General features: G+C 58.7%; 7 protein-coding genes. 1 reads left to right on the top strand and 6 read right to left on the bottom strand.

The window, feature by feature from the left end; translation table 11 throughout:
- The 6 genes from Q0M35_RS17055 to Q0M35_RS17030 all read right to left on the bottom strand — a co-directional run.
- Positions 1-665: FAD-binding protein (locus Q0M35_RS17055; protein WP_295317465.1), on the bottom strand; the 665-nt coding region annotated here is incomplete at its 3' end.
- A complete protein-coding gene (locus Q0M35_RS17050; RefSeq protein WP_295317464.1) occupies positions 665-1,423 on the bottom strand; it encodes an electron transfer flavoprotein subunit beta/FixA family protein in 759 nt (252 codons plus the stop codon). The genes Q0M35_RS17050 and Q0M35_RS17055, both read right to left, overlap by 1 nt.
- 210 nt (positions 1,424-1,633) lie before the next feature.
- Positions 1,634-2,206 (bottom strand): cob(I)yrinic acid a,c-diamide adenosyltransferase, encoded by a 573-nt coding sequence (locus Q0M35_RS17045; RefSeq protein ID WP_295317463.1) that lies wholly within the window; start codon positions 2,204-2,206, stop codon positions 1,634-1,636.
- 14 nt (positions 2,207-2,220) lie between these two features.
- Positions 2,221-2,412 (bottom strand): twin transmembrane helix small protein, encoded by a 192-nt coding sequence (locus Q0M35_RS17040; RefSeq protein ID WP_246227739.1) that lies wholly within the window; start codon positions 2,410-2,412, stop codon positions 2,221-2,223.
- An 82-nt stretch (positions 2,413-2,494) separates the two neighbouring features.
- Positions 2,495-3,325 (bottom strand): SDR family NAD(P)-dependent oxidoreductase, encoded by an 831-nt coding sequence (locus tag Q0M35_RS17035; RefSeq protein ID WP_295317462.1) that lies wholly within the window; start codon positions 3,323-3,325, stop codon positions 2,495-2,497.
- Between the two features lie 52 nt (positions 3,326-3,377).
- Positions 3,378-4,067 (bottom strand): SH3 domain-containing protein, encoded by a 690-nt coding sequence (locus tag Q0M35_RS17030; RefSeq protein ID WP_295317461.1) that lies wholly within the window; start codon positions 4,065-4,067, stop codon positions 3,378-3,380.
- Between the two features lie 204 nt (positions 4,068-4,271).
- Here Q0M35_RS17030 and Q0M35_RS17025 point away from each other — a divergent pair.
- On the top strand, positions 4,272-5,475 hold a 1,204-nt coding region (locus Q0M35_RS17025), incomplete at its 3' end, for a DNA topoisomerase (ATP-hydrolyzing) (RefSeq protein ID WP_295317460.1).

Below are 5,475 nucleotides of genomic sequence, written 5' to 3'. Positions count from 1 at the left end.
GCGGCCCCCAGTTTGTCCGCCAGTTTTTCGATCAGCGCAAAGTCTTCTTCAGAGCCGACGCCGCGTCCACCGGAGACCACCACACCGGCTGATGTGAGCTCGGGACGGTCGGATTCCGCGACCTTGTCCTCAACCCATTCCGACAGAGACGGATCAGCAGCAGCACCGATGGTTTCGACCGAAGCAGAGCCGCCGGTGGCGGCTGCGTCAAACGTCGATCCCCGGAAGGTGATCACTTTTTTCGCATCCACTGATTTAACCGTCTGCATTGCGTTGCCTGCGTAAATCGGGCGCTCGAAGGTGTCTGCATCCACCACGGCGGTGGCGTCGGAGATCACCATGACATCAAGCAGAGCCGCAACGCGCGGCATGATGTTTTTGGCATCTGTCGTCGCCGGGGCCACAATGTGGCTGTAATCGCCCGACAGCGAAACGATCAGATCAGCTACCGGCTCCGCCAGACGCTTACCGTAAAGCGCGTCTTCGGCGCAGAGCACTTTGGCCACACCCTGGATAGTCGCGGCTTCGGTCGCGGCTGCAGAACAGGTTGCACCTGTCGCCAGGACAGTCACATCGCCCAGAGCCTGCGCGGCTGTTACGGCCTTGGCTGTGGCGTCCATCGCCAGTTCGCCGTCGTTGATTTCTGCAAGGAGAAGAACAGCCATTACACAGCCCCCGCTTCTTTAAGTTTCGATACCAGCTCATCGACGGAGCCGACCTTGATCCCGGCCGCACGGGCCTCGGGTTCTGCGGTTTTCACCACTTCAAGGCGCGGTGAAACATCTACGCCGTAATCGGCAGCGGTTTTCTCGTCCAGCGGCTTTTTCTTGGCTTTCATGATGTTTGGCAGCGAGGCGTAGCGCGGCTCGTTCAGGCGCAGATCGACGGTGATGACCGTTGGCATGCTGACTTTGATCGTCTGCAGACCGCCGTCCACCTCGCGGGTCACGACAGCTTTGTCGCCTTCTATATCGACTTTGGAGGCAAAGGTCGCCTGGCTCCACCCCATCAGTGCGGCGAGCATCTGACCGGTCGCATTCATGTCATTGTCGATCGCCTGCTTGCCGCAGAGCACCAGACCGGGCTGCTCTTCATCAATAATCGCTTTGAGGATCTTCGCGACGCTCAGCGGTTCGATGTCCTGATGCACATCGTCGGCGGCAATGACCAGAATGGCGCGGTCCGCGCCCATGGCCAGCGCAGTCCGCAGCGTTTCCTGGCTCTGTTTCACGCCGACAGAAACGACCACAACTTCGTCGGCCTGACCTGCCTCTTTCAGCCGGATGGCCTGTTCGACGGAAATCTCGTCGAACGGGTTCATCGACATTTTCACATTGGCAAGATCGACCCCGGAACCGTCCGCTTTAACGCGCACTTTTACGTTGTAGTCGATCACGCGTTTGACAGGTACCAGAACCTTCATGAGCGCATCTCTCCTTGGTTTGCGACTCACACCCGCGTGCAAGCCATATATCTCCTGCCAGGTGGTTTAACCGGGTCGAAGGGCACGAAACAGTGTAAAATCGTCGCGTCCCGGCTCAGGAACGCCGCGTTTTTTCTGAAAGAGGGCGGTTCCTGGCTGCTCGTTGTGCATTTTGACGTCCGGAACCTGCGCGCAAATACCTGCCGGCCGTCAGCGGTTTGCGCCCGGCACCCAGAGCACATCATCCTTGCCGCCGTTGTTGGCCATTCGCGCCGCAACGAAAAACCAGTCACTCAGCCGGTTGAGGTATTTCACCGCTGCCGGATTGATCGCCTCCATGGTGGCGAGCTCCACACAGAGCCGTTCGGCGCGCCGCGACACAGTGCGGCACACATGCAGATGCGCTGCGAGGGCGGCGCCGCCGGGAAGGATGAAGCTGCGCAGGGCGTCGAGTTCTGCGTTCATGGCGTCAATCTCAGTCTCCAGCCGCGTCACCTGCGCGTCGATCATGCGCAGTGGCGGGTATTCGGCCTCGGCGTCCTGCTCCATATCCGGCCGGCACAGATCCGCGCCCAGATCAAAAAGGTCGTTCTGTATGCGGCTCAGAGCGGCATCAGTATCGCCGGTGGCCTCAAGCCGCGCCACGCCGACGAAAGAATTCAGCTCATCCGATGTGCCATAGGCCGTGACCCGCACGGCGTGCTTTGCAACCCGTACGCCATTGCCCAAAGCGGTTTCACCAGCATCACCGGTCTTGGTGTAGATTTTGTTCAGAACGACCATCGCTCAACAGCCCCTTATTTGCGGAAATAGACATAAACGAGGATAAGCAGCACCGCGACAAACTGTGCCGCAATGCGCCACCGCATCAGCTTATTGGAGTTTTCCTTGTTGAACTTGCCACCGCCGGCAAACCCACCCAGGCCGAACATAAGAATGATGACAACTGCCAGGCAGGCGATGACGACGAGTGCAAATAACGGGTCCACAGTGTTAGTCCTTCCATCAGTTGCTCTGCCATATAGGCGGGCTTTGCCGAAAAACGAGCGAGGGTCGGCAAATCTGCGGCGTTCAGGTCTGCGACAGCACGCGGTCCAGAGCCCGTGTGCTGAGCAGACGTCGCAACGCGCCCATCAGATAGGTGGGCGTCGTCACGTAGTAGCGTGGCTTTGGTTTATCCGCGGTCAGCGCATGCAGCAGTTTGCGCACCACGGCATCTGCCGGCAATTCAAACCGGTCGGGTCCGGTATCGGCATAAAGGCGCTTTTTCAGTTTCGCTTCATACTCCGCGCGACGCGGTGAATTCTCGACATCAATCCAGCGCTCGAAATGCGGGACAGAGTTCTGTCGGATTTTTGAGGTGATGGGGCCCGGCTCGATGAGGATAAAATGCAGCTGGGTATCCCGCATCTCGATACGCATCGTATCTGTCAGCCCCTCGATCGCGAATTTTGTAGCATTATATGCACCGCGCAAGGGCAGCGCGACAAAACCCAGAACGGAGGAGCACTGTACCACCCGTCCGTGGCCCTGCGCGCGCATCACCGGCAACACCGCGCGGGTCAGTTCATGCCAGCCAAAAAAGTTTGCTTCGAAAATCGCGCGCAACGCATCGGTTGGCAGATCTTCGACAGCGCCGGGCGTGCCATGCGCCCCGTTGTTAAACAGAGCGTCCAGTGTGCCACCTGTTTTCTCCAGAACGGTTGCGAGGCCATTTCGAATACTGGCAGTGTCGCAGTAGTCGATCTGAGGGCTGTCAAATCCTTCGGATTTCAGGCGATCGCAGTCATCAGCCTGCCGGCAGGCCGCAAAAACCTGCCATCCGGCGTCCCGCAGACCGTGGGCCGCTGCATAACCGATTCCCGATGAACACCCTGTAATAAGAATCGATCTGGCGGACATGACATCTCCCTGTCTGTCCGCCAGATGCATTCTCAGATCGGGAAATGCAAGCCTATCCGCCGGTCAGCAGAAAGTCCGCGATCCAGCCGTCCGGGCCACCTTCTGCGGGACGCAGGCGCACCCATCCGGTCCCGCTGTCTTCGAGCACCTCGACGGCTGTGTTATGTCCGAACTGATTTACGACTTCATAGCTCGTTCCGGGGCCTGAGCGCATGTTGACACGATCACCATCGATGAACCGCAGATCGCGGGCAGCAGGTGTTCCGCCGGATGCGGCAGCCGTGGTTGCTCCTGGAAAGATCAGGCTGGGGATGGGTGTCTTTGACGCAGCAGCGAGATCTTCAACAGACTGAAATGCCGCTTTTATCTCGATGGGTGCTGGCTCTTCTGCCACGATGGCCGGAGCGGGTTCAGGCGCTGTCCGGACTTCGGGTTCTGTGGGCGTCAGCAGGCTCAGATCGACCGCAGCGCGGGTTACCACCTGCACTTCGGAGGCCTCTGAAGCAAAAACGGTTTCCTGTTCTGTCACCGGCGTTTCCGGCGCGATTGATGGTTGACGCGATGTATTTTTCAACATCGCAATCATCGTGGCCGGGGCCGCATCGCGGCGCGCCGCGTCGTCTTCCATCCGGGCAAGCACAGCCGCTTCGCGCGCCGCCACGGGATCGAAATCCGCGCCGCCACTCAGTTGGTAAAACCCTACAAAAAGAAACCCCGAAACAAGCAGCAGAAACCGTTTCATATCAACCTTCCAAAATCACTACACTTGCCATCTTAACACACGACAAGCCGTTCGGGGTCCCTATCATCACCGTTTTTTTTCAGTGAGAGGGAATTTCATGCAAACCGCATCAGGTTCTGAGCGTGGCAAACCGGCAACGTCGGGCGCCCCGGGATACGTGATATCGCGCTTGTCGCTCTCCCGCGGTCTCGCTACACAAAGGCGATGGTTGATGACGCTGAAATTCCTGACGCACCGGTTCCGGATCTGTCCGAGCCATTGCGCCGGGCGTTGGGTGAACGGTATCTGACCTATGCGTTGAGCACGATCATGCACCGCGCACTTCCTGATGCGCGCGACGGGCTGAAACCGGTGCACCGGCGTATCCTGTATGCCATGCGCGAGCTTCGGCTTTCGTCGACCGGTGGTTTTCGGAAATCGGCCAAAATTTCCGGCGACGTGATGGGCAATTATCACCCGCATGGCGATGCCGCGATCTATGATGCGATGGCGCGCCTCGCGCAGGATTTCAACGTGCGTTATCCGCTCGTGGACGGGCAGGGCAACTTTGGCAATATTGACGGCGATAACCCTGCCGCCTCCCGCTACACCGAGGCCCGTATGACGGCTGTGGCCGAGGCGATGCTTGACGGGCTCAATGAAAACGCAGTCGATTTCCGGGAAAACTATGACGGCACGCTCACCGAACCGGTTGTGCTGCCTGCGCAGTTTCCGAATCTGCTCGCCAACGGCTCCAGCGGGATCGCTGTCGGCATGGCAACGAACATTCCGCCACACAATATCGCAGAGCTCTGCGACGCCTGCATCCACCTGATCAGAACGCCTGATGCGCGCGATGATACCCTGCTGAACTATGTGACGGGACCAGATTTTCCCACCGGTGGTGTGATTGTCGAGCCGCCCGAAAATATCGCGACTGCTTACCGTACGGGCCGGGGGTCTTTCCGGTTGCGCTGCCGCTGGGAGGTTGAGGATCTGGGCCGCGGGCAGTGGCAGATCGTCGTAACCGAAATCCCCTATCAGGTGCAGAAATCCAAGCTGATCGAAAAGATCGCGGAAGTCATTCAGACGCGCAAAATTCCGATCCTTGCAGATGTCCGTGACGAGAGCGCGGATGACATCCGGATGGTTCTGGAGCCACGGTCCAAAAACGTGGACCCCGAGGTGCTGATGGGCATGCTCTATCGCAACTCGGATCTTGAGGTGCGGTTTTCGCTCAATATGAATGTGCTGATCGACGGGCTGACACCGAAGGTCTGCTCGATGAAAGAGGTGCTGCGGGCTTTTCTGGATCACCGTCAGGAAGTGCTGGTTCGCCGCTCGACCCACCGGATGGAGAAAATTGACCACCGCCTCGAGGTTCTTGAAGGATTCATCATCGCCTTTCTCAATCTCGACCGTGTGATTG

Source organism: Roseobacter sp., assembly GCF_024639605.1.
Lineage (GTDB): Bacteria > Pseudomonadota > Alphaproteobacteria > Rhodobacterales > Rhodobacteraceae > Roseobacter.
The sequence above is the reverse complement of the archived record's forward strand: the minus strand, read 5'-3'. Positions and strand labels throughout refer to the sequence as shown.